This is a genomic window from Tessaracoccus bendigoensis DSM 12906, assembly GCF_900141915.1.
Lineage (GTDB): Bacteria > Actinomycetota > Actinomycetes > Propionibacteriales > Propionibacteriaceae > Arachnia > Arachnia bendigoensis.
Genome location: NZ_FQZG01000027.1, coordinates 27909 through 48538 on the forward strand (window position 1 = coordinate 27909; position 20630 = coordinate 48538).

Below are 20630 nucleotides of genomic sequence, written 5' to 3' on the forward strand. Positions count from 1 at the left end.
GTTCCGGGGGCTGGCGGCCCGCCCGTCGCAGACAATGACCCTGTCCCGACCCTGGTGCTCCACCTACCGGGCACACTGGGACACATGACTTCCGAGACCACCAGACGCCGGACCCTCCTCAAGGGAATCTCTAGCCGGGCGTGGGAGCACCCCGCCGACCGCGGCGCGCTCGTCGCGCTCCGCAAGTTGCAGGGGTTCGACACGATTCTGCGGAAGTTCTCCGCGTTCATGAGCGAGCGGGCGATCAGGATGCACCTGCTCGGCTCGGCAGTGCGCGTCAGCGAGCGGCAGTTCCCACGGATGAACCAGTTGTATGCCGAGGCGGCAACCGTGCTGGACGTGCAGGAACTGCCGGAACTGTACGTCGTGGCTTCACCGGTCTTCAACGCGATGACCATCGGTATCGACAAGCCGAAGATCGTCGTCAACTCGGCCCTCGTCGACCTGCTCGATGACGACGAGTTGCGTTTCGTGCTGGGGCACGAGCTGGGTCATGCCCTCAGCGGGCATGCGTTGTACCGCACGCTCTTGCAGTACATTCTGACGTTCGGGATGACGCTGGCCAGCGTCCCGTTCGGCGGCATCGGCCTGATCGCGCTGCGCTCCGCGTTGAGCGAATGGTCCCGAAAGTCAGAGCTGTCGTCCGACCGCGCGGGCCTCCTGGCGACCCAGGACGTGCAGGCCGCGATCAGGGTGAACATGAAGCTTGCATCCGGTGGCCACCTCGCCGATCTCGACCAGACGGAGTTCCTATCGCAGGCCCACGACTACCAGGACACCGAGGATCTGCGGGACTCCATCGCGAAGTTGATCCTTGTCGACGCGTCGACGCATCCGATGAACGTGGTGCGGGCCAGTGAGATCCGCAAGTGGGTCGACTCGGGCGCCTACGCCAGAATCCTGAGTGGGGAGTACCCCAGGCGTGACGGCGACAGGGACGCCAAGATCTCAGAGGAGGCGAGCGCGGCGGCAGACGCCTATGCGACCGAGTTCAAGGAGAGCGAGGATGCGCTCGCCAAGCTGGCCCGAGACCTCGGCGACGGCATCAGCGACCTCGGGAAGTGGGTCTCAGCCAAGGTCCGCGGCGACTGACGGTTTGCCGGTCGGCTCGCCGGGTAGTGTCGAGACATGACTGGAATCCTGATTTTCGGTGGCCACGGGAAGGTGGCGCTCCTGGCGGAGCCCATGCTTGTCGATGCGGGCAACAACGTTGAGGCGGTGGTGCGTAATCCCGATCACGTCGCTGAGGTTGAGGCGACCGGGGCGCGGGCCGTCGTGGCGAACCTCGAAGTGATGGGTCAGGAGGAGGTCGATCAGTTGGTCGAGGGCCATGAAGTGGTCATCTGGTCGGCCGGTGCGGGCGGGGGTGCCGCGTCCCGGACCAAGGCCGTCGATGAAGAGGCCGCGCTGCGTGTGCTCGGCGCCGTCGGGAAGGCGGGGGCCAGGTTCATCATGGTCTCCTACTTCGGCGCATCGCTCGACCACGGGGTGCCGGAGGAAGACCCGTTCTTCGCCTATGCGGAAGCCAAGGCGCACGTCGACGACGCGATCAGACGAAGTGACACCAACTGGGTGATCCTCGCTCCCTCGGCGCTGACCCTCGAACCGGAAAGTGGTGTGGAGATCGGCGCCGATGTGTCGAGGGAGGTCTCCCGTGCGACGGTCGCCCGAGTGATCGCTGAGGTGGTTGCGCGGCCGGGCCTGTCTGGGGTGACGATCAGCTTCAACGAGGGCTCGACGGCGCCTGGTGTGGCGCTCGACGGCATCTAGGCGCCTTCGGGTGGCTGGTACCAAACCATCCAACGGCTGAGGTCCACCGGATCGGTCGATCACGCGCCCCATTCTGGGCATCCACAGGTGCTGTGGTCGCGTCTGGCCTTGAGCACTATTCCGGGTTCGATCCTAATTGGAACGTGAAAACAGGTCGTTTCCGCGAACGAGTCCGGGATAGTGCTCAACGTCCCAAGACTCCCACCGAGCGGTGCGGGTCGGGCAGCGAGGTCGACGGCGCCGTCGACGCGGTGTGGTCAGGGGGCGGCGTCACCAGCGTTGTGCGCTGGTTACCAGCGGTATTCCTGCTTACCTGCGGTCTTCCTCTGGTGACGGAGTATTGCGCTGGTGTCGCGGATATTTCGCTGGTGACGGGGCGTTGCGTTGGTCTCGGCGGCGTTGCGGTGGTGACGGGGGCGTTGCGGTGGTGACGCGCGCCTTTCGCCGGCGACGGGGACCTGGCCCCCAGCTACCTCGCGTCGAGCCGGGCGATCAGCCTGACGCCTGCCGTCTGCCGATAGGACAACTCGACCAGTTCGGCGACCTCGCCCCAGTCGGTATCCCCGTCGATGTGGAGGCTGATCCAGCCATAGGGTCCGATATAGCCCGGGATGTGGACGCGGGGGTCCTCAAGCAGCGCGAGGCGTTCATCTTCCGGGAGCAGCACGCTCACCGTCCGCGGGTTTGGCACCCAGCGTCCATCGACCTTGTTGCTCATCCCGAAGTATGCGAACACCTTGCGCGTGTAGAACGCAGGGTGCCCGACGACGAGTTTCTCGGCCGCGCCCGGCAAGTCGAGGCAGATGCTGCGCAAGCGGACCAGATCGGGGTCCAGAGGGTCGAAACGGGACGGTTCGCTCATGGGGCATCCTTTCACGATCGGCGCCACCCGATCGCTACCCTGAGGGGATGCGCAACTTCACCGTCGACCTCAACCCGCACCGCAGCGTCACCCTCGAGGCCACCGTCTTCGATCGGCCGCTCGACTCAGAGCAGCCCACCCCGCTCGAACACCCCAGGCCAGCCGTGATCATCTGCCCCGGCGGCGGGTATGAGTTCCTCTCACAGCGGGAGTCGGACCCCGTCGTTGCGAGCTTCCTGGCGGCCGGTTTCAACACGTATCTGTTGCGCTACTCGATCGGTGAGCATGCCCTCGGCCCGAACCCGGCGGTCGACGCGGCGCGGGCAGTGCGGTGGGTCCGGGCACACGCTGACGAGCATGGGGTCGACCCGACCCGGGTGGCGCTGCTCGGCTTCTCGGCAGGCGGGCACGTCGCGGGCATGCTCGGTACCCACTGGGACGACGCGGACCTCGTGGCCGCAGAGCGGGCCGAGTACGAGGCGCTCGTCGCGGAGGGGGTCGCAGCCAACTCAGGCCTGCTCGACTTCGACTCCCGACCCGACGCCATCGTCGCCTGCTACGCGGTGTTCAGCATGGACTGGGTGGACCGTCGCAGCAGGCCCGGGCTCACCTTCGGCGACTGCATCGAAGCGGTCTCCCAGGCGACCCCGCCGACCTTCCTATGGACGACCAACGAGGACGCGACCGTCCCGCCGACCCAGTCACTCCGATTTGCCACCGCGCTCGCCAGGGAAGGCGTCGAGTTCGAGTACCACCACTTCGATCGCGGCGCCCACGGGCTGTCGACGGCGACGCCGCTGGCCAACGCCGACCGGGCTGCGCTCCCGGAAAACGCACACGCCTGGCTCGCCTTGTGTCTCGCCTGGCTCCGGGCGACCTGGGTGTCGAGGTGAGCGCCCGCTTCCTGACGTCCTGGCCGTGCCAGGACGCCTGCGGGACCATCACCACGGACGAACGCGTGGAGGGTGCGCCGGTCTACCGTTGCCCCGGTTGCGACACCTCATGGATCGAACTCGACGAACGAACGGCGTCGTCAGCACTCGATGAAGGCGACGGCGAGCCCGCCGGTTGACGTCTCCTTGTACTTGCTCAGCATGTCGCGGCCCGTGTCGCGCATCGTCCTGATCGCCTGGTCGAGAGTGACGCGGTGCGTGCCATCGCCGCAGAGCGCCAACTGGGCCGCGTTGATCGCTTTGACGGCTGCCATCGCGTTGCGCTCGATGCACGGCACCTGCACGAGGCCGCCGATGGGGTCGCAGGTTAGGCCGAGGTTGTGTTCGAGGCCGATCTCGGCGGCGTTCTCCACCTGACCGGGGGTGCCGCCCAACACCTGCGCCAGTCCGGCCGCCGCCATCGCGCAAGCCGAGCCGACCTCGCCCTGGCAGCCGACCTCGGCCCCGGAGATCGAGGCGTTCTGCTTCAGCAGCACGCCGACGGCGGTGGCGGCGAGCAGGAAGTCCACGACATCGTCGTCGCCCGGGTCCTCGGCGAAGTCCATGTAGTAGTGCAGGACGGCCGGTATCACCCCGGCGGCACCGTTGGTCGGGGCCGTGACGACCCGGCCGCCTCCTGCGTTCTCCTCGTTGACCGCAAGCGCGTACAGGTTGACCCATTCCATCGCCGAGAACGTGATCGTGATCAGGTTTGGATGGGTATCTGTGGTCAGTTGCCGGTGTAGGGCAGGTGCGCGACGGGGCACGTGAAGCACCCCGGGCAGGTAGCCCTCCTGCCGGATGCCGCGGTCGACGCAGGCCTCCATCACCTGCCAGATCTCGATGAGCGCGGAGCGGGTCGCCTGGGCGGGGCGCCAGGCCAACTCGTTGGCGGCGACCACCTGGGCGATGCTCAGGCCTTCCCGTGCGGCGATCTCGAGCAACTCGTGTGCCGTGTCGAAAGGATGACGCACAGCCACCTCGCGGACCCCGGTCGATCCGGCCTCGGCCTGTGTCTCGTCCACGACGAAGCCGCCCCCGATCGAGTAGTACCGGTTTGTGGCGACCACGGCGCCGTCGGCGTCCAGTGCCGTCAGGTCGAGGGCGTTGGGATGCCGGGGAAGAGGGGTGCGGTGGAAACGAAGATCTGTCGCCCAGTCGAACGGGATCGGACGGCGACCGTCGAGCACGATCCGACCCTCGCGGCCCACCGCGTCGACGGCGGCCGCGTACTCGTCTGGGTCGACCGACTCGGGACGGTGCCCCATCAGGCCGCCGACGACCGCCTTGTCCGTGCCGTGCCCGATCCCGGTCGCGGCGAGGGACCCGTACAGGTCGATCTGGAGGCGCACGACATCGTCGATCCGGTCCTCCAGCGCCGCTGCGAAGAGCGCTCCGGCACGCATCGGGCCCATCGTGTGGGACGAGGATGGGCCGATGCCGATCTTGAACAGGTCCAAGGCGCTGATGGACATGTCACCTCCCGTGAGTTCCCAATCGAATCTAGCGCCCTTCGGACGACATCGCAGGCACCGAGCGGGGTTGTTGTGTCCACACCTTGATCCGCATCGGATTGCGGGCCAGGCGGAACCGGACCCCGTCGTGCAGGAAGAGGTAGGCGACCACTCCGACTGCGCACAGCCCCGGGACGATGGCCGCGACCAGCACCGAGGCCCTTGGCCCGAGAACCTGCCCGATCCAACCGATCAGCGGCGACCCGATGGGGGTGCCCCCCATGAAGATCGCCATGTAGACGGCCATCACCCGGCCACGGAACTCGGGCGCTGTGCCGAGTTGCACCGAGGCGTTTGCCGTTGTCATAGCCGTCAGCGAGAAGAAGCCGGCCGGGATGAGCAGGATGGCGTAGACGGTGTAGGTCGGAGCCAACGCCAGCAGGAAGGTGCTGACGGCGAATCCTCCCATGGAAAGGATCAGCATTCGCAGGGTCGGCTTGGTGCGCCGGGCGGCCATCAGGGCCCCGCCGAGTGTGCCCACCGCCATGATGGTGCCAAGCAGCCCGAACTCGGCCGACCCGACCCCGAAGGTCACCGTCGACATGGTGGCGTTGAAGATCTGGAAGTTCATGCCGAACGTGCCGAGCGTGAACACCATCACGAGCACGACGATCAGGTCCGGTCGCCCGCGCAGGTAGCGAAGCCCATCGAGTGCACCGGCCCGGGTCTTCGACACGGCGGGGTGCAACTCGTCGGCGTGCATGGCCAGGATGGCGAGGATCATCGCGATGAAGCTGAGCGCGTTGATCAGCAGCGTCGGGCCGACACCGACGGCGGCAACGAGGATGCCTGCCAGGCCGGGTCCGATCAGCCGTGCACCGTTGAAGGACGTGGAGTTCAACCCGACGGCGTTTGTCAGGTACTGCGTCGGGACGATCTCGGAAACGAAGGCCTGACGTGCGGGGTTGTCGAAGGCCGTGATCGCACCCATCAGCAGAGCGAAGAGATACACGTGCCATAACTGCACCAGGTCCGTGGCGACCAGGGCCCAGAGCCCGAGCGCGGTGAGGCCGAGCCCGACCTGTGTGACCAGGAGGACCTTGCGTTTCGGGTAGCGGTCGATGATCGCTCCCGCGTAGGGCGCCAGCAGCGGCACGGCGATGAACTGCAGCGCCGTCACGATGCCGAGCGCGGTGCTGGAGTTGTCGGTGAGTTCGGTGAGGACGAGCCAGTCCTGGCCGATACGCTGGATCCAGGTGCCGAGGTTGCTTACCAGGGCGCCGAGGAAGAAGTAGCGGTAGTTGCGAAACGCCAGAGACGCGAAGGTTTTCAAGCCTCGGATACCTCCAGAAGTAGGTCGGCGGCCTGCCGCAGCAGCGCAAGTTGGTCCGGGGCCATGCCGTCGAGGTGCTCGAGCATCCAGGTGTCGCGATGCGCGATGGTCTCGCGCACGACTGCTGCGCCCCTCTCGGTGTTGCTCACGAGCACCTGGCGTCCGTCGTCGGGATGGGGGGACCGCTTCACGAGCCCTTCCTCGGCGAGGCAGTTGACGGTGCGCGTCATCGAAGGCGCGCTGACGCGGTCGTGGGCGGCGAGCTGGGTCGGGGTCTGCGGGCCGAGTCGGTTCAGGCGAACGAGGACGGAGAACTGGTGTGGTGCGACGGCGCTGGTCGACTCGAATCGGACGCGGCGCGCGATGCGTTGGCAGGCGAGCCGGAGGTCGTTGGCGAGGGTGAACATGGGGCCGTCCTCGACGTGGGCGGATTCGATCAACATGAGATGGCCTCCTAAGCAACGCTAATTACTCTAACTCATTAGATAGGGTAAGGAAAATGTGAGCCGCGAGGTGACGTTGGCGTGGGGCTGTGGCTGGGGGTGCCGTTGAGCACTATCCCGGACTCGATCGGCGACACGCCGTAGTTGGGCGTCGTTTCGGCAAGGGAACCCGGAATAGTGCTCAAAGTCTGACCTGCGCCGAGCGCGGCTCAACCGCTGCGGACGGGAGCGGGCGGCGCTCAGATCCGGGTGAGGACCTCGGTGCCGAAGTCGTCGCCCAAGGCGATGGCCAGCAGCCGGGAGGCGGCCTCCCGCGGAGACAGCAACTTCCCGCCCTCCTTCAACTCGACGAAACCCTCGCGGCCAGGAAAGTCGTCGGACGCGCGGATCTCGGCCTGCATCCCGGTGTCGACGACCCCTGGCGCGATCGCGGCGATCCTGACCCCTGGAAGGGCCTCGGCGGCCACCGTCAGCGCGTGCTGGTCGACGGCCGCCTTGGTCGCACAGTAGACGCTCCACCCCGCGATCGGACGGCGACCGGCCCCGCTCGAGACGTGCACCACCCGCGTCGGCACCCCCTCGGGTCGGGTAGCCAGGACGGCATTGGTCAGGAGGATCGGGGCGGTCACGTTCACGTTGACGGCGGTCGTCACCGCGGCGGCGTCCTGTGCGCCCGCGACGGTCGCCGGGCCGAGCAGGCCGGCGTTGTTTATCAGCAGCACCTCGTCGGCCCCTTTGAGGAAGTCGCGGAGCGTGTTCGAGCCCAGCCAGGCGGCCAGCGCCGTCGGGTCGGACAGGTCGAGTGCTTCGCCGGTGGAGCGGGAGATGCCGAGCACGCTCCAGCCGCGAGCCTCGAGCTCGGTGGCGAGGGCGGCGCCCAGGCCGCGGCTGTGGCCGGTGACGATCGCCTTGAGCGTCATGCGGTCGTCATTTCAGGCAGCAGCGATTCGTCTGATCGCCGTGCCAGCAGCTGCTCGCGCAGGATGTCGGCATGTCCGCAGTGCTGGGCCAACTCACGCAGCGTGTGGAGGTAGATCCAGCGCAGCGGCTGCGGGCACCCCCGGTTTCCGGGCACGACGTCGTCAAGGCCGAGTTGTTCCCGGATCGGGGCCCTGAAAGCGGCCGGATCGAGTTGGGGCATGCGCCAAGGATACGAGGCGTCGCCGGTCCGGCGCCGGCTGGGGCGCGTCGGTTGAGCCGGGCCGTGAGGGACGAACGGCCCGTGACGAAACCATCGTGACGATCACGGCAGACTCTCTCAAGGACCTGTGGTCGGGTTGTGCGTCGGTTGAGCCGGTCCCGCCGCGCGGAGCGCCGGGGACCGTGACGAAACCCCCGTATCCGGCAGCCGAACCTTGCTACCGTCACGTCCGGTTCCAGCTTCAGAGGCGTGCACAAATCTCTCTATGCGTGGAGGCGGCCCCATATAGCGACTGCCTCCATGTATACAGAGATCTATGCACAGCTTGGACGGTCAGACGGCCCGACCGGGCACCCGCTGTCGGCTCGACCGGCGGTCGGTTGAGCCGGTCCCGCCGCGCGGAGCGCCGGGGACCGTGACGAAACCCCCGTATCCGGCAGCCGAACCTTGCCACCGTCTCGTCTCGTTCCAGCTTCAGAGGCGTGCACAAATCTCTCTATGCGTGGAGGCGGCCCCATATGGCGATTGCCTCCACGTATACAGAGATCTATGCACAGCTTGGACGGTCAGACGGCCCGCGTCTGAAACCATCGTGGACGTTGTTCGGGGAGTCGCCTGAGATGTTGTGGTCGGGTTTCTGCACCGTGTGCCCGGTGGTTTCGTCACGGGCGGCTCGCAAGCTCGCGGCCCGGCTCAACCGGCCCGGAGCCTCCTTCGTTCCTCGAGGCCCGGCTCAACCGGTGACGGGCTTCGATCATGGTCCGATCTATGCTTGTGTCCCATGGCGAGACTCGACTCCTGGCTCTGGGCAGTGCGCATCTACAAGACCCGCTCCGCCGCGACCGCGGCCGTGCGGGGTGGGCACGTGCGCGTCGACGACAACCTCGCCAAAGCTGCCCAACCCGTGGTCGCCGGGCAGAAGGTGCGCGTCCGCAAGGAACAGGACGAGAAGCTGATCGAGGTTCTCGACCCGACGTTGGCCAAGCGCGTCGGTGCCCCCTTGGCCCAGGCCGCCTACATCGACCGCACCCCCGAAAGGCCCGCGCCGATCGCCGGGATGTCGGGAAGAGTCGCCGTCCGCGACCGCGGTGCGGGTCGCCCCACCAAGCGCGACCGCAGGGCGATCGAGAAGCTCCGCGGTCGCGACTGAGCCAGCCGACCCCTCGCGCCAGTGCGCGAGCTTGCGCGGAACCGGTATGGTCCGGCCTATGACCGCAGCCGGGCTGAACGTGATCCTCGTCGACGACGACAACCGCGCCATCGGTACCGCCCCCAAGGCCACCGTCCACACCAGTTCGACACCGCTCCACCGGGCATTTTCGTGCCACGTGCGCCGATCCGACGGGCGATGGCTCCTTTCCCGGCGTGCCGTCACCAAACTCACTTGGCCGGGGGTCTGGACCAATGCCTTCTGCGGCCACCCCGACCTCGAAGAGGACCCCGTCGACGCCATTGCCCGGCATGGCTACTCCGAGCTCGGCATCGCCGTCGACCCGGCCCGCCTCACCCTCGCGCTGCCGAAGTTCCGCTACCGCGCCATCGACGACTCCGGCGTCGTGGAGAACGAGATCTGCCCAGTCTGGATCCTCGAGTCTGACATCACGCCCGAACCAAGGCCCGAAGAGGTGGCGTCGTACCGGTGGGTCGAGGCGTCCGATCTCGATGCGCTCGTCGACCACACGCCCTTCCTGATCAGCCCATGGTCGGTGCTCCAGTGGTCCGCGCTGCGAGAGGCCAACCTGACCCGGCCCTGAAACGCGGGTAGCGTTGCGCGGGTGCCCGACCAGCTGATTCCGCGATGAGCCTCGCCGACCGCCTACGAGGGGTGTTCGCCGATACGAGACCGCTGCGGGAGCCCCACTTCCGGCGGCTGTGGACGGCCAACATCGTCACGGTCATCGGAGCGCAACTGACGGTGGTAGCGGTTCCGGCGCAGATCTACGCGATCACCGGGTCGTCGGGCATGGTCGGCCTGACAGGTGTGTTCGGGCTCGTCCCCCTCATCGTGTTCGGGCTGTGGGGAGGGGCGCTCGCCGACCACTTCGACCGCCGCCGGCTACTCGAGGTCACCACCCTCGGGCTGGTCGCGACCTCCGCGCTGTTCTGGCTCCAGGCGTTCCTGGACCTGAACAACGTTTGGCTCCTGCTGGGGCTGTTCTCGCTCCAGCAGGCATTCTTCGCCGTCAATCAGCCGACCAGGACGGCGATCCTGCCGAAACTCATCCCGATCATCCAACTGCCGGCGGCGAACGCCCTGAACATGACCGTGATGTCGGCAGGCGCGATCGCCGGCCCGTTGGTCGGTGGCGCGCTCATCCCGGTGCTCGGCTATTCGTGGCTGTACCTGATCGACACGGTCACGCTGCTGGCTACGTTGTATGCCGTATATCGGCTGCCGCCCCTACCCGTTGAGTCGCGTTCCGGCACACCCGGGTTGCGGTCGGTGCTCGACGGGCTGCGATACCTGACGTGGCACCGGATCCTGTTGCTCAGCTTCCTCGTCGACTTGATCGCCATGGTCTTCGGGATGCCACGCGCCCTCTACCCCGAGATCGCCCACGTCGCCTTCGGTGGGCCGGACGAGGGCGGCATAGAGTTCGCGCTGCTGTACGCGGCGATGCCCGCCGGTGCGGTCCTGGGAGGCGTGTTCAGCGGCTGGGTCGTTCGGATCCGACGACAGGGTGCCGCCGTCCTGGCCGCGATCGCCGTGTGGGGTGCCGCGATGGCTCTACTCGGGGCGTTCGTCGGGTTGGCTCCGTTGGCCTCCCGGCTGATGCTCGGGGCCGCGCTCGGCATGCTGATCATCGGCGGCGCGGCCGACATGGTCTCGGCCGCGTTCCGGCAGACCATTCTCCTCAGCGCGGCCGACGACGACGTCCGGGGCCGACTTCAGGGCGTGTTCATCGTGGTAGTCGCGGGTGGTCCCCGCATCGCCGACGTGCTGCACGGGGCGGCCTCCGAAGTGGTCGGCCCAGCCTGGGCGACCGGGGGTGGGGGCCTGCTCGTGCTGCTCGGGATCGCTGTGGTCGCCGCGGTCTTTCCCGTGTTCCGGCGCTACCGGGCTTGAGCCGTCTCCCGAAAATCGACCACTGGTCGATTCTCCTGCGTCTGGCCACGAGAATCGGCCACTGGTCGACCCCCCCGACGTCAGGGCGTGCCTTCCTGAGCGGATTACCCGTCGATCTCGTCTCGTCGCCGCTCGACGATGGCCGCCAGCGTCGGATCGGGCAGTGGGTGCCCAGGCATGAAGCGGATGGTGCCCTTGCCACAGTCGAAACCCGCGAGGAGGTAAACCGACGACTCGATGACCTTCGCGCTGAACGGGTACATGCCGAAGTGCTTCTTCGCCCGCATCACGCTCAACAGTGGCTTTCCATGGTAGGTGAGCGCTGGCATGCCGTAGCCCTGCCCCTGCTCCGCCTCGGGAACCACCTCCTTGGCCACGCGGTAGGCGTGGTCGATGACGGCGGCGTCCAAGGGATCGAGTTTCGCCAGGTAGTCGTCGATGCTTCCCATCTCCTGATCCTCCCACGCCGAGGATGGCTCAGGGGGTTTCGAGGCGCAGCGCGGCCGTGGCCGCCACCCGGATCAGACGATCCCGGACCTCGTGATTGTCCTGCCAGCCGCGCTCGTCCCACACTTCACCGGCCAGGTCATCCCCGCCGTAGAGGAGGTGAGCCAGTCGCATCCCGCGGAACTGTGCGACCGCGGCGATCGACGCGGCCTCCATCTCGACCATGCAGCAACCCTCAGCGACCCGGCTCCCAATCCTGGCAGCGGTCTCGCGGTAGAAGGCGTCGGTGGTCCACGTGCGGCCTTCCGTGAACGGCAGCCCGAGGTCGGTCAGGGTTCGGCGAAGAACCCCGACGGTGTGTGGATCGGAGTCGACGACCCTGGATGGAGGTAGGTAGTGGTGCGAAGTGCCCTCGTCCCGGAGCGCCGAGGTGACCACGAAGAGGTGGCCCGGGGCCAGATCGGGCTGGAGCGCACCCGCTCCGCCGCAGGCGATGAAGGACCGGCAGCCAAGCGCGATCAGCTCCTCGAGCAGGCCTGCTGACGGTGCCCCGCCGACCGGCATGGGAACCAGTGCGACCGGGCGCGACTCGTGCACGATCTCGTAGACGGGACGGGGACCGTCTTCCCACCGCAGCTGCTGGAGGCGCCGGCCGAAGGTCGCCTCGACCATCCGGTCAGCCGCATCCCGGAACCAGGTCAGGACGCATGCCCTCGGCATGTCGTCTCGTTGGCGGATCAGTGCACCGGGCTCGATCAGGGCTTTGGGCGCTGGGTCGAACTCGAGGAGGGGGCTTGGTGGACGCTCGGGCATGCCTTGATTCTAGGGAACCACTGGTCGATCATGACGTCGCTGAGCCCCGAGCGGCGTGAGATGGTGCCCGGCGAATCCCAGCAGGCACACCCGAACCCGAGGCACGGACTCTGAAGCCGCGTAGGCTTGGGCGCAGGAGGCATGAATCACATGAGCAACTCAAGACGACTCGAGAACCTGCCGAAGCCGGTCAAGACGATGCTGGGTATCGCAGGGGTCGCGGACGCGGTGCTGCGGGCCTATGCCCTGGTCGATGTGGCCAGACGGGAGCAGAGCGAGATCAACGGCCCGAAGGAGGCCTGGGTGCCTGCCTTGGCCCTGGTCAACTCGTTGGGTCTGCTCCCAGTGGCCTACCTGAAGTGGGGCCGCAGGCGCTGACCTGCAGCCGCCTCGCCTCACCGGCGATTCGGGCCGCCGCCTGCGCAGCTACTGGTGTCGCAGCATTGGCCGGATTCCGCTGGCGCGTCGAGGCCCTGGTGGGTGTCGGAGGTCTACGCTTGACTTCAGGGACGTCCAACTTGGCGTCCTCAAGAATCAAAGGAAGCAAGAATGTCAACCTTCGTCACTCCGCCCACTGAAAAGTGGTCTCGGGTAGCGCTGCTGGTCGAGGGGCTGGCCGCAGCCGCGTTCGGTATCGCGGTGCTCGTCTGGCCCACCAAGACCGCTGTTGCCCTGACCGGCGTGATCGCCGTCTGGGCGATCGTCGGCGGCATCGTCTACGTCGTGATGGGATTCGTTTCGAAGCACCTCGGCACCGGCGGACGCGTCGGGCACATCCTGCTAGGCATCCTCTATGTCGTGGCAGGTATCTACGCATTCAGCTCACTGGCGCGGACCGCGGCGTTCCTTGCGGTGTTCCTGGTGATCATGGTCGGTGTGATGTGGATGATGGAAGGCTTCACGGCGCTGTTCACCCTTGGCGGGTCCGGTTCGAAGGCGATCACCGTCGTGTTTGCGATCATCTCCATCCTCGCCGGGTTCTCGCTGCTGACGAGCCCGTTGTGGGGCGCGGTGTTCCTCTGGTGGTTCCTCGGCATCGGGCTTGCGGTTCTTGGCGTGCTGAACATCGTGCGCGCGATCATCGGAAGGAAGAACTGAGATGGCAACCGAACTGTATGCCGGGCCGGTCGACTACCTCGTCTTCACCTTCGATGAGGCCGCAGACTTCGGCCCCGGGCTGGCCGCCGTGCTGCAGCGTGTCGACCAGGGCATCATCGAGATCCTCGACATCGAGCTGATCGCACGCGATGCCGACGGTGCCCCCGTCAAGCGCTCGTTCTCAGACTTCGCGGGCAGCTGCAGCCTCGACCTTTCGGTCTTCGACGGCGTCGATTCCGGCATCCTCGACGCGGACGACCTGACCGCCATCGCGGCCGACCTCACGGTCTCCGAGGTGGCGATCGCCATCATCTATGAGGAGCGGTCGCTGGCATTGGCCGCGGACGCCTGGGCAGAGGTCGGCGGCGTCGAGCTTTACGCAGGAGGGGTCGACATCGCCGACCTCGCGCAGAACATCGAAGAGGGGAACAACTGATGAGCCTGTTACGAACCGCAGCCCGTGCCTCTGTGGCCACCCGGGTGGTCGGCAGCACGCACCGCCGCCAGCAGCAACGCTGGGCAGCCCAGGACGCGGCTGCCGCGGGCAGGGCGCAGGCGCAGGCCGCCCCCGTGCAGCCAACGCCCGCACCCGCGCCGGCGTCGGTGCCCTCCACGATGCTCGACCAGTTGGCGCAGCTCGGCCAACTCCGCGACGCGGGGGTGCTGACCGAGGCCGAGTTCGAGGCACAGAAACAGCGGATCCTGGCCGTCGGCTGACGCGACCGTGTTCAAGCGCCCCGCTCACCGAGCGGGGCGCTTTTGCTTCTTGGCGGCTATTCGAACGACTCGCTGGGAGGCTCAACCAGTGGAATCCGCAGCGTGAACTTCGCCCCGGCCCCCGGCTGGTTTTCGGCCTTTGCTGTCCCGCCGTGCAGCTGCGCGGTATGCGCCACGATCGCCAACCCGAGCCCGGTCCCGGGCGTGTTGCGCGCCTTGTCAGAACGGTAGAAGCGGTCGAACACCAGCGCCAGATCCGTATCGTCGATGCCAGGGCCCTGATCGATGATGGTGAGCTCCCCGCCGACGAGGGAGACGTGGATAACACCGTCGGACGGCGAGAACTTCACGGCGTTGTCCAACAGATTGGTGATCGCCCGCTCGAGCGTCGACGGGTCTCCCATGATGGGGGAGGGTTCGAGGTAGGTGTCGAACTCGATGCCGGGGCCGCGGCGGCGCGCCCGTTCGATCGCGGCGATGGTGACGTCGGCCATGTCGATCAGCTCGTGCGGACGGTGGAGTTGGTCGTCCCTGGTCAGCGCGACAAGGTCACCGACCAGCGCCGAGAACTCCCCGAGCTGTGCGGCGACGTCGCCGAGCACCTCGGACCTCGCACCCTCGGGAAGCATCCCCGAGGTGTCGTCGGCGACCAGCAGTTCGATGTTGGTGCGCATAGAGGTCAACGGCGTGCGCAACTCGTGGCCAGCGTCGGCGATCAGCTGGCGCTGCTGCTCGCGCGACTGGGCAAGCGAGCGCAGCATGGTGTTGAACGACTGCGTCAGCTCTCCCAGATCGTCTCGTCCGTAGATCCGGATCGGGTTGAGTTCGTCGGTCTGCGTGACCGACTGGACGGCGCGCGAGAGCCGACGCACCGGCGCCAGGACCGCCCGCCCGGTCCACAGGGCGGCGAAGGTCGCGGTGAGTACGCCGAGGATGCCCGCGATCAGCAGCACGAGCCACAAGGTGTTCAGCGTGTTCTGGACGCTGGACATGGGCCTGGCGATCATCACGGCCACCGGCGTCCCATCCGCGAGCCGCAGCGGGACGGAAACCACACGGTAGGACACCCCGGACGTGTCGAGGGTCCTTGCAGAAGACCCGACCTGCATGCGTGCTACCGCCACCTCGTCCGCCGTCGCGGGGATAGCCCGATCCTGGCCTGGAAGTTGGGTCACCGCGGCGTCTGCGCCGACGACGGCGAGCAGCCCGTTCGAGGCCACCAACACGCCCGGCGACAACCGGCCCTGATCGGCAAAATCGGAAGCCACCGACGCCGTGGCGTTCTGGGCCACCTCGACCAGCTCGCGGTCCAGCAACTCAAGCAGGGACCATCTGGTCAGCGTGAACGTGGTTGCTCCCACCAGGACCACCGAGATCGCGACGCTGGCGCCCGTCAAGAACGCCAGCCGCCATTGCAGCGACTGCCCACTGACGAGACGGCCGACGGCGCGTCGGATCCGGATCCACCAGCTGCCGATCACGGGGGAGTTTCGCGCAGGACGTAACCGATGCCCCGCACGGTGTGGATCAGGCGCGCGCGGCCCCCAGCCTCCGTCTTACGGCGGAGGTAGCCGATGTAGACCTCGAGCGAGTTGGCCGTTGTCGGGAACTCAAAGCCCCACACCTCGTTGAGCAGCGTGTTGCGCTCCATCACGCGACGAGGATTCTCCATGAAGACCTGGAGCAACGCGAACTCGGTACGGGTCAGGGAAATGTGCTGCCCGCCCCGCGTGACCTCCCGGTGCTGCGTATCGAGGGTTACATCCTGGAACGAGAGCACCTTGGATTCGGTCTCCGGGACCGGGCGTGACCGCCGGGTGAGGGCCCGCAGCCGCGCCAGCAACTCGTCAAGGGCGAAGGGCTTGACCATGTAGTCATCGGCACCCGCGTCCAGGCCGTCGACCCGGTCGCCGACGGCGTCTCGTGCGGTCAGGATCAGGATCGGGATGTCGTTGCCGCCGTCGCGGAGCATCTTGGTCGTCTCCAGCCCGTCGAGCCGCGGCATCATCACGTCCATGATGATCGCGTCGGGCGAGTAACCGACCAGTTTCGCGAGGGCCTCGACGCCGTCGGCGGCCGTCTGCACCTCGTCGCCGGAATAGGTCAGTGACCGCGCGAGCGAATCACGGACGGCCTGATCGTCGTCCACCACCAAGATCTGCATGACCTAAACCTGCCACCTTCCACTGCTTGTTGGGATCTTACCTGGGTCTGAGGACACTCGCCGCGCGTCCAACCCGGCGCGTCCGCCATGGCGATGATTGGGGGCGCCAGGTTGGCCCGCCCGACCCGATGGGGCCGGACCACCAAATAGGCTGGTCCCATGTCGAAGCTCGTATTTGTCTGCCTGGGGAACATCTGTCGCTCGCCGATGGCGGAGAGGGTCGCCCTCCGGGAGGCGGGCGAGCGTGGCCTGGAGCTTGTTGTGGAGAGTTTCGCCATCTCGTCTGAGGAGACGGGCAACCCGATCGACCCGAGGGCCGTCAGGACGCTTGTTGCCCACGGCTACGACGCCGCTGGGCACAGAGCCCGCAAGGTGAGCGCCGCAGACCTGATGCAGGCCGATCTCGTGGTCGCCGTCGAGCCGTTCCAGGTGGAGCGGTTGCAGGCGATGGCGCCCGGCGCCAGGGTCGCCCTGCTCAACGACTTCGATCCGGCAAAGCCGAAAGGGGAGCCCCTGATCGACCCCTGGTTCGGAGACCAGGCCGGTTTCGAGGACACCCTCGCCGACATCGAGGCGGCCATGCCAGGCATCCTGGAGTCGCTCAACCTGGACCGGTAGGGGGCGCCCGAGGCTCGCGGATTATCCTTGGTGCCTCAACACCTGAGAGGTAGGAACCCGACGATGAGCCTGCTCGGACGCAGTTTCCTCAAGGAACTCGACTTCACCCCTGACGAGTGGCGCTCGCTGCTCGACCTCTCGGGCGAGTTGAAGGCCGCCCGCAGGGAGGGTCGCGAGGTTCCTCAACTGGTCGGCAAGCAGGTGGCGCTGCTGTTCGAGAAGACCTCGACGCGCACGCGCTGCGCCTTCGAGGTGGCGATGGCCGATCAGGGTGGCACGACGACCTATCTCGACCCGTCCGGCTCGCAGATCGGGCACAAGGAGTCGGCCGCCGACACCGCCCGCGTCCTCGGCCGCTGGTACGACGGCATCGAATATCGCGGCTCGGGCCAGGACATCGTCGAGACCCTGGCAGCCAACGCCGGCGTCCCCGTCTACAACGGGTTGACCGACGCCTGGCACCCGACCCAGATGCTCGCCGACCAACTCACCATGATTGAGCACAGCGGCAGGCCGCTCAATGAGATCGCGTTCGCGTTCCTCGGCGACGCCCGCAACAACGTGGGCAACTCCCTGCTGATCTCGGGCGCCATGATGGGGATGGACGTGCGGATGGTCGCGCCTGGGTCGCAGCACAACGCTCCCGAAATCGTCGCAGAGGCCCGGAGGCTGGCCGAGGCCAGCGGCGGCAGCGTCACCGTCACCTCCGATGTCGAGGACGGGGTCAAGGGCGTCGACTTCGTCTACACGGACGTGTGGGTGTCGCTCGGTGAGCCGAAGGAGGTGTGGGCCGAGCGGATCGACCTGTTGCGGCCCTACCAGGTCAACGCCTCACTGCTGGCCGCCACCGGCAACCCCGACGTGAAGTTCATGCACTGCCTGCCCGCGTTCCACGATCTGGCCACGTCGGTCGGCCGCGACCTGTTCGAGCAGTTCGGGCTCGAGGGGGTCGAGGTCACCGATGAGGTGTTCGAATCGGGGGCCAGCATCGTCTTCGACCAGGCCGAGAACAGGATGCACACGATCAAGGCGGTCCTGGTCGCCACTTTGGCGGGCTGACCGTCACCGGGACAGCGGAGCGGCCTGGATGCTGGCGGCGGACAACAGTGGGTCAGCGTTGCTGATCAGTTCACGGGCGATCGCGGTGCGTAGCGGGGTGCCTGCTTGTCGACCGGCCAGCGTGTTCAGGACATCCACGGTCGGGGAGGCCCATTCATTTGTGGCCCGGCCGAGATCGACCCCATCGTCCACGCGCCAACCCATCCAAGCCATCATGGCTCCGGCCACGTCAAGGCCCGCGTACCAGTCGTCACCGGAAGCCGCGAACAGCAGCGCCAACAGGCCGGCGTCCTTCTCGTAGTTGGCGCCGAGCGGCAACCGTGAGGCGATGTGGCGCAGGAGGGCTGGCGGGTCGTCGGCGAGCTTGCGGCCTGCGGCGGTGACGGTGAGTCGCCCACGGGCCTTCCGCAGCAGCCCGAGAGCAGTGGCCGACTCCCGCAGCAGGAGGATCGGCAGGGTCGTGTCCTCGCGGGTGCATCGGCCTACCCACTGGCCGGCCAGGCCCAGTGCGTCGAACAGTTCATGGACGACCCCGGGCGGCAGGTATCCGGCCTTGGTGAGGGTCAGCCCGTCACCGATGGTGCCCATCAGCGTGCGGTATCCCAGGGTGGCCTGCGCCACCTGGGGGTCGCTGAGGTCGGCCGGATCGGCGAGTGCCCGTCCCATAAGGTTTCCCACCAGGGACCGCCAAGAACCGCCCGCCCGCGCGAGCAGGTTCGCCAGCTTCGGATTCAAGCTGCTGATCGGTGGAAAGACAGCCTCGGAGAGTGCCTTGCTGACCTCATCGGCGGAGAACGACGCCGGATCATAGCCGGGCGGCAACCAGTTGAGCTTCTGCTCCACCCACTCGGGATCCATCCCCTCGGTCTTTCCGGCCAGCATGTCGAGCGCCTCCGCAAAGCCCCAGATTCCGCCGACATCCTCGGGTGGACAGGCGCGTTCGCCCGCCAGGCACGAGGCCGCGAGGTGGTCGTCGGTGCAGGGCTCGACCGCCTCGAGCTCGATGGTGTGCCACCAACTGTCGCCGAAGTCGTACTCGTAGAAGAGTTGATGGCCGGGCTCTGCGAGCACCTGATCGAGCCGGACGTCGCGCTCGGCAATCCCGTCTTCTCCCTCTGCGATGTCGAACGGGGCGAGGAAATACTGCCGGGTGAGGTCCTTTTCACCCGGGCCCATCACGAAGTGGTGGAGGTGCGAGTCGTCCCAACCCATCGCCGTCTGCAGGATCTCGTGCAACTGGTCGAGCGTCAGGTCGCTTGGCAGCCGCAGCCGCCGCCAGATCGGCGGCTCGACGTCGTCCAGGTCGACCCGGACGGTGAGCGCGGCCTTTGCGGGGCTACCGGGCAGCAGCTCCGGCGGTTGTAGCCGGGGCACCTGAGGCCAGGTTGAAAAGTCGAGCGTGTCCTCGTTACCCATGGGTTCCTCCGAATTCGTCTGTCCCGACCGTAGCCGACCGATCTAGTCGAGGCGGCGTCGCAGCAGGTAGGTGTCGAACATCCAACCCTTCCTGCTGATCGCCTCCGCACGGGTGCCCTGGATGCGCTCCGCGACCTCGGCGAGGTCGCCGGAGATCAGGATCTCGTCGTCGGTGCCGAGGTAGGCGCCCCAGTAGATGTCGAGGCCGCCGGGATGGATGTGGGCGAAGGTCTGGCGACCGTCGAGCATCACCACCACGTCGTCGAGCCCGGGGGGAATGCCCTCGCGGAGCAGCCTGGCGGGGGCGATCTGGACGGCCCGGCCCTGCCGGTTGAGTGGGATCTGGAACCGGGCGGTGAGCGCGTGGACGCAGCTGATGCCAGGGATGACCCGCAGCGTGAGTGGTCTGGCGGCGGCCCGGATCAGCTCCTGGACGATGGCGAGGGTGCTCTCGAAGAGGCCCGGGTCGCCCCAGACCAGAAAGCCGCCCACCTCGCCGTCGGACAGCTCGGAGGCGACCGCGGAACTCCACTGCGCCAACCGCTGCTCCCGCCACCTGGCGACGGCGTCGTTGTAGTCCGAGGCGGTGCGCCAGGGGCGCGGCGGGTCGCGCAGTTCGACGGTCCTTAACGGCTTGTCACGGTGGCGTTCGACCACTACGCGGCGGGCCTCGACCAGGTCGTCGAGTTCGTCCTCTTTCAGGACGACGAACAGCACGTCGAGGCTCTGGAGCGCGGCGACCGCCTCAAGCGTGACCCAAGAAGGGTCGCCTGCGCCGATGCCGATCAGCGCAAGTTCGGCAGGGATGCTTGATCGGGGCATAGGTTCCGTCCGGTGGTGGTTGCGCGTGGGAAACACCCGCATCCTATCGAGTCGGCCGTGGACGTGTCGGGGCGGGTCGTCGGGGCGGGGGCGGCGTTGGGGCGGTCCGTGTCAGGGCGGGTCGTGTCAGGGCGGGTCGTGTCAGGGCGGGTCGTGTCAGGGCGGGTCGTGTCAGGGTGGGTCGTGTCGGGTCCGTCGTGGGGAAGAAGGGTCCTCATTGCGGCACCCGAAGGCGATCCTGACGCGGAGGGTGAGGATTGATTCCAGGCTGTCCTGTTGAAAATCGACCAGTGGTCGATTCTGCCCTGTCTCGGCACGAGAATCGGCCAGTGCTTGCCTGACCAGCGTCGGCGTCTGCTCTGGGGGTGGGTGGTGGCCTATTCTCGCGGCCAGACGGATGAGAATCGGCCAGTGGTCGATTTTCCGAGGTTGGGCGGAGGATCGTCCGAGGTCGGGCGGAGGGGAATCGGCCAG

General features: G+C 67.3%; 24 protein-coding genes. 12 read left to right on the top strand and 12 right to left on the bottom strand.

Annotation, left to right across the window (positions count from 1 at the left end; all coding sequences use genetic code 11):
- Positions 1 to 84: 84 nt before the first annotated feature.
- Both BUC15_RS08725 and BUC15_RS08730 read left to right on the top strand, forming a co-directional pair.
- On the top strand, positions 85 to 1092 hold the full coding sequence (locus BUC15_RS08725; RefSeq protein ID WP_073187175.1) for a M48 family metallopeptidase: 1008 nt from the start codon (positions 85 to 87) through the stop codon (positions 1090 to 1092).
- A gap of 36 nt (positions 1093 to 1128) precedes the next feature.
- Positions 1129 to 1770 (top strand): SDR family oxidoreductase, encoded by a 642-nt coding sequence (locus BUC15_RS08730; protein ID WP_073187177.1) that lies wholly within the window; start codon positions 1129 to 1131, stop codon positions 1768 to 1770.
- A 469-nt stretch (positions 1771 to 2239) separates the two neighbouring features.
- Here BUC15_RS08730 and BUC15_RS08735 read toward each other — a convergent pair whose 3' ends face one another.
- Positions 2240 to 2632, bottom strand: a complete 393-nt coding sequence (locus BUC15_RS08735) for an MmcQ/YjbR family DNA-binding protein (RefSeq protein WP_073187180.1) — start codon at positions 2630 to 2632, stop codon at positions 2240 to 2242.
- A 47-nt stretch (positions 2633 to 2679) separates the two neighbouring features.
- Between BUC15_RS08735 and BUC15_RS08740 the strand changes: the two genes are divergently transcribed.
- Entirely contained in the window at positions 2680 to 3525 is an 846-nt protein-coding gene (locus BUC15_RS08740; RefSeq protein WP_073187182.1) for an alpha/beta hydrolase, read from the top strand.
- A 140-nt stretch (positions 3526 to 3665) separates the two neighbouring features.
- Here BUC15_RS08740 and BUC15_RS08750 read toward each other — a convergent pair whose 3' ends face one another.
- From BUC15_RS08750 to BUC15_RS08770, 5 genes are all read right to left on the bottom strand, one after another.
- Complete coding sequence (locus BUC15_RS08750) at positions 3666 to 5039, bottom strand: L-serine ammonia-lyase (protein ID WP_073187186.1); 1374 nt, start codon at positions 5037 to 5039, stop codon at positions 3666 to 3668.
- Positions 5040 to 5067: 28 nt separating this feature from the next.
- A complete protein-coding gene (locus BUC15_RS08755; RefSeq protein WP_073187188.1) occupies positions 5068 to 6351 on the bottom strand; it encodes an MFS transporter in 1284 nt (427 codons plus the stop codon).
- Entirely contained in the window at positions 6348 to 6794 is a 447-nt protein-coding gene (locus BUC15_RS08760; RefSeq protein WP_217652180.1) for a MarR family winged helix-turn-helix transcriptional regulator, read from the bottom strand. The genes BUC15_RS08755 and BUC15_RS08760 overlap by 4 nt, the downstream gene beginning before the upstream one ends.
- Before the next feature lie 239 nt (positions 6795 to 7033).
- A complete protein-coding gene (locus BUC15_RS08765) occupies positions 7034 to 7714 on the bottom strand; it encodes an SDR family NAD(P)-dependent oxidoreductase (RefSeq protein WP_073187191.1) in 681 nt (226 codons plus the stop codon).
- Positions 7711 to 7935: a mycothiol transferase gene (locus tag BUC15_RS08770; protein ID WP_217652181.1), complete on the bottom strand. Its 225-nt coding sequence runs from the start codon at positions 7933 to 7935 to the stop codon at positions 7711 to 7713. The genes BUC15_RS08765 and BUC15_RS08770 overlap by 4 nt, the downstream gene beginning before the upstream one ends.
- A 781-nt stretch (positions 7936 to 8716) precedes the next feature.
- Here BUC15_RS08770 and BUC15_RS08775 point away from each other — a divergent pair.
- The 3 genes from BUC15_RS08775 to BUC15_RS08785 are packed head-to-tail and all read left to right on the top strand — an operon-like array spanning position 8717 to position 11002.
- A complete protein-coding gene (locus tag BUC15_RS08775; RefSeq protein WP_073187194.1) occupies positions 8717 to 9085 on the top strand; it encodes an RNA-binding S4 domain-containing protein in 369 nt (122 codons plus the stop codon).
- A 58-nt stretch (positions 9086 to 9143) separates the two neighbouring features.
- Positions 9144 to 9689 carry an isopentenyl-diphosphate Delta-isomerase gene (idi, locus tag BUC15_RS08780; RefSeq protein ID WP_073187196.1) on the top strand — a complete coding sequence of 182 codons (546 nt, stop codon included), beginning with the start codon at positions 9144 to 9146 and terminating at the stop codon, positions 9687 to 9689.
- A gap of 44 nt (positions 9690 to 9733) precedes the next feature.
- Positions 9734 to 11002 (top strand): MFS transporter, encoded by a 1269-nt coding sequence (locus tag BUC15_RS08785; protein ID WP_073187199.1) that lies wholly within the window; start codon positions 9734 to 9736, stop codon positions 11000 to 11002.
- 104 nt (positions 11003 to 11106) lie between these two features.
- Here the strand turns inward: BUC15_RS08785 and BUC15_RS08790 are convergent, their stop codons facing one another.
- Together BUC15_RS08790 and BUC15_RS08795 are read right to left on the bottom strand one after the other, a co-directional pair.
- Positions 11107 to 11451 carry an iron chaperone gene (locus tag BUC15_RS08790; protein WP_073187202.1) on the bottom strand — a complete coding sequence of 115 codons (345 nt, stop codon included), beginning with the start codon at positions 11449 to 11451 and terminating at the stop codon, positions 11107 to 11109.
- A gap of 28 nt (positions 11452 to 11479) precedes the next feature.
- Positions 11480 to 12262, bottom strand: coding sequence for a nucleoside phosphorylase (locus tag BUC15_RS08795; protein WP_073187204.1), 783 nt, complete (start codon positions 12260 to 12262; stop codon positions 11480 to 11482).
- Positions 12263 to 12412: 150 nt separating this feature from the next.
- Between BUC15_RS08795 and BUC15_RS08800 the strand changes: the two genes are divergently transcribed.
- The 4 genes from BUC15_RS08800 (at position 12413) to BUC15_RS08815 (ending at position 14077) form a co-directional block, all read left to right on the top strand.
- Positions 12413 to 12640, top strand: a complete 228-nt coding sequence (locus tag BUC15_RS08800; RefSeq protein ID WP_073187207.1) for a hypothetical protein — start codon at positions 12413 to 12415, stop codon at positions 12638 to 12640.
- 171 nt (positions 12641 to 12811) lie between these two features.
- A complete protein-coding gene (locus BUC15_RS08805; protein WP_073187209.1) occupies positions 12812 to 13360 on the top strand; it encodes an HdeD family acid-resistance protein in 549 nt (182 codons plus the stop codon).
- A 1-nt stretch (position 13361) separates the two neighbouring features.
- The gene (locus BUC15_RS08810) at positions 13362 to 13796 is read left to right on the top strand and encodes a hypothetical protein (RefSeq protein ID WP_073187212.1); all 435 of its coding nucleotides are present in this window, start codon (positions 13362 to 13364) and stop codon (positions 13794 to 13796) included.
- On the top strand, positions 13796 to 14077 hold the full coding sequence (locus BUC15_RS08815; protein WP_073187214.1) for an SHOCT domain-containing protein: 282 nt from the start codon (positions 13796 to 13798) through the stop codon (positions 14075 to 14077). Before BUC15_RS08810 ends, BUC15_RS08815 begins: the two co-directional genes overlap by 1 nt.
- Before the next feature lie 56 nt (positions 14078 to 14133).
- On the opposite strand, the gene BUC15_RS08820 is transcribed toward BUC15_RS08815, so the two are convergent.
- Positions 14134 to 15558, bottom strand: coding sequence for a sensor histidine kinase (locus BUC15_RS08820; protein WP_073187217.1), 1425 nt, complete (start codon positions 15556 to 15558; stop codon positions 14134 to 14136).
- Positions 15555 to 16241: a response regulator transcription factor gene (locus tag BUC15_RS08825; RefSeq protein WP_073187220.1), complete on the bottom strand. Its 687-nt coding sequence runs from the start codon at positions 16239 to 16241 to the stop codon at positions 15555 to 15557. Before BUC15_RS08825 ends, BUC15_RS08820 begins: the two co-directional genes overlap by 4 nt.
- A gap of 159 nt (positions 16242 to 16400) precedes the next feature.
- Between BUC15_RS08825 and BUC15_RS08830 the strand changes: the two genes are divergently transcribed.
- Together BUC15_RS08830 and argF are read left to right on the top strand one after the other, a co-directional pair.
- The gene (locus BUC15_RS08830) at positions 16401 to 16859 is read left to right on the top strand and encodes a low molecular weight protein-tyrosine-phosphatase (protein ID WP_073187223.1); all 459 of its coding nucleotides are present in this window, start codon (positions 16401 to 16403) and stop codon (positions 16857 to 16859) included.
- A 63-nt stretch (positions 16860 to 16922) separates the two neighbouring features.
- On the top strand, positions 16923 to 17918 hold the full coding sequence (gene argF, locus BUC15_RS08835; RefSeq protein WP_073187226.1) for an ornithine carbamoyltransferase: 996 nt from the start codon (positions 16923 to 16925) through the stop codon (positions 17916 to 17918).
- Positions 17919 to 17921: 3 nt separating this feature from the next.
- On the opposite strand, the gene BUC15_RS08840 is transcribed toward argF, so the two are convergent.
- Positions 17922 to 19334 (bottom strand): plasmid pRiA4b ORF-3 family protein, encoded by a 1413-nt coding sequence (locus BUC15_RS08840; protein ID WP_073187228.1) that lies wholly within the window; start codon positions 19332 to 19334, stop codon positions 17922 to 17924.
- Positions 19335 to 19376: 42 nt separating this feature from the next.
- A complete protein-coding gene (gene cobF / locus BUC15_RS08845; RefSeq protein ID WP_073187231.1) occupies positions 19377 to 20156 on the bottom strand; it encodes a precorrin-6A synthase (deacetylating) in 780 nt (259 codons plus the stop codon).
- Positions 20157 to 20630: the final 474 nt, after the last annotated feature.

Excerpts from the sequence above, each read along its gene's own strand:
- BUC15_RS08765 (WP_073187191.1), bottom strand. The coding sequence starts at position 7,714 with ATGACGCTCAAGGCGATCGTCACCGGCCACAGCCGCGGCCTGGGCGCC.
- BUC15_RS08800 (WP_073187207.1), top strand. The coding sequence starts at position 12,413 with ATGAGCAACTCAAGACGACTCGAGAACCTGCCGAAGCCGGTCAAGACG.
- BUC15_RS08815 (WP_073187214.1), top strand. The coding sequence starts at position 13,796 with ATGAGCCTGTTACGAACCGCAGCCCGTGCCTCTGTGGCCACCCGGGTG.
- idi (WP_073187196.1), top strand. The coding sequence starts at position 9,144 with ATGACCGCAGCCGGGCTGAACGTGATCCTCGTCGACGACGACAACCGC.
- BUC15_RS08825 (WP_073187220.1), bottom strand. The coding sequence starts at position 16,241 with ATGCAGATCTTGGTGGTGGACGACGATCAGGCCGTCCGTGATTCGCTC.
- cobF (WP_073187231.1), bottom strand. The coding sequence starts at position 20,156 with ATGCCCCGATCAAGCATCCCTGCCGAACTTGCGCTGATCGGCATCGGC.
- BUC15_RS08740 (WP_073187182.1), top strand. The coding sequence starts at position 2,680 with ATGCGCAACTTCACCGTCGACCTCAACCCGCACCGCAGCGTCACCCTC.
- BUC15_RS08770 (WP_217652181.1), bottom strand. The coding sequence starts at position 7,935 with ATGCCCCAACTCGATCCGGCCGCTTTCAGGGCCCCGATCCGGGAACAA.
- argF (WP_073187226.1), top strand. The coding sequence starts at position 16,923 with ATGAGCCTGCTCGGACGCAGTTTCCTCAAGGAACTCGACTTCACCCCT.
- BUC15_RS08840 (WP_073187228.1), bottom strand. The coding sequence starts at position 19,334 with ATGGGTAACGAGGACACGCTCGACTTTTCAACCTGGCCTCAGGTGCCC.
- BUC15_RS08730 (WP_073187177.1), top strand. The coding sequence starts at position 1,129 with ATGACTGGAATCCTGATTTTCGGTGGCCACGGGAAGGTGGCGCTCCTG.
- BUC15_RS08760 (WP_217652180.1), bottom strand. The coding sequence starts at position 6,794 with ATGTTGATCGAATCCGCCCACGTCGAGGACGGCCCCATGTTCACCCTC.
- BUC15_RS08795 (WP_073187204.1), bottom strand. The coding sequence starts at position 12,262 with ATGCCCGAGCGTCCACCAAGCCCCCTCCTCGAGTTCGACCCAGCGCCC.
- BUC15_RS08735 (WP_073187180.1), bottom strand. The coding sequence starts at position 2,632 with ATGAGCGAACCGTCCCGTTTCGACCCTCTGGACCCCGATCTGGTCCGC.
- BUC15_RS08790 (WP_073187202.1), bottom strand. The coding sequence starts at position 11,451 with ATGGGAAGCATCGACGACTACCTGGCGAAACTCGATCCCTTGGACGCC.
- BUC15_RS08775 (WP_073187194.1), top strand. The coding sequence starts at position 8,717 with ATGGCGAGACTCGACTCCTGGCTCTGGGCAGTGCGCATCTACAAGACC.
- BUC15_RS08750 (WP_073187186.1), bottom strand. The coding sequence starts at position 5,039 with ATGTCCATCAGCGCCTTGGACCTGTTCAAGATCGGCATCGGCCCATCC.
- BUC15_RS08725 (WP_073187175.1), top strand. The coding sequence starts at position 85 with ATGACTTCCGAGACCACCAGACGCCGGACCCTCCTCAAGGGAATCTCT.
- BUC15_RS08810 (WP_073187212.1), top strand. The coding sequence starts at position 13,362 with ATGGCAACCGAACTGTATGCCGGGCCGGTCGACTACCTCGTCTTCACC.
- BUC15_RS08830 (WP_073187223.1), top strand. The coding sequence starts at position 16,401 with ATGTCGAAGCTCGTATTTGTCTGCCTGGGGAACATCTGTCGCTCGCCG.
- BUC15_RS08785 (WP_073187199.1), top strand. The coding sequence starts at position 9,734 with ATGAGCCTCGCCGACCGCCTACGAGGGGTGTTCGCCGATACGAGACCG.
- BUC15_RS08805 (WP_073187209.1), top strand. The coding sequence starts at position 12,812 with ATGTCAACCTTCGTCACTCCGCCCACTGAAAAGTGGTCTCGGGTAGCG.